The organism is Vibrio sp. 2130-1 (assembly GCF_033339515.1).
In genome coordinates, this window is sequence record NZ_JAWOUT010000358.1 from 1 (window position 1) to 652 (window position 652).

Here is a 652-nt window from a genome sequence, read left to right on the forward strand (position 1 = left end):
TCACGCTGATGCCATCTTCATACGCTTTGGCTGCGGCACCCGTAAACGTCCATGCTGAAAATTGCGTCATGAATGCAGTCGCGCCAGCCATCCACCACATCATGGTCCCTCCACCTTGAAGGAAGTCGTTCGACGAGGTGGAAAAGCGGCGAAATAGCCACGCAGCGATCCCAATAAAGAGCAGATAGATCATTACGATCATCGAATCCAATAAAGTCATGTGTCATAGCTCACGAAAAAATTAAAACACCGTTTTAAAGATCACAAAAATACCGATAAGAACTTTATCAGTACGTAATAATGAATATATTAAAACAAGATTTATTATAAAATAAAATGGTGTTTCAAAATGAAAGCTAGATACCTTACTTCTGCACTCTTACTTGCAATGACTTCTGGTTTAGTGGCTGCCGCATCGGTGGATATTCGTCATGAATATGTGCCTGATCGTGATGGTGACGAACATCGAGATCGTATTTACGTTTCTCACCGTTTCGACAACCAAATCGGTTTTAGCGTGGAAGCAAAATGGAACTACAAAGATGGTCACATGGGCAATGCAGGCCATGAAACTGGCGTGAGCTACCGTTGGAAAGCGACCGACAATTTCTCTCTAACGCCGGGCATTAACATTGATGCCAGCCCATCGGGT

The 652-nt window shown here is 43.7% G+C and carries 1 protein-coding gene and 1 pseudogene; one reads left to right on the plus strand and one right to left on the minus strand.

The features are described from left to right. Nucleotides 1-220: pseudogene (locus R7Q09_RS26215) on the minus strand (transporter); the annotation flags it as partial. Between the two features lie 129 nt (nt 221-349). Between R7Q09_RS26215 and R7Q09_RS26220 the strand changes: the two are divergent. Further along, the coding region (locus R7Q09_RS26220) for an oligogalacturonate-specific porin KdgM family protein (protein WP_318143952.1) at nt 350-652 on the plus strand (303 nt) is incomplete at its 3' end.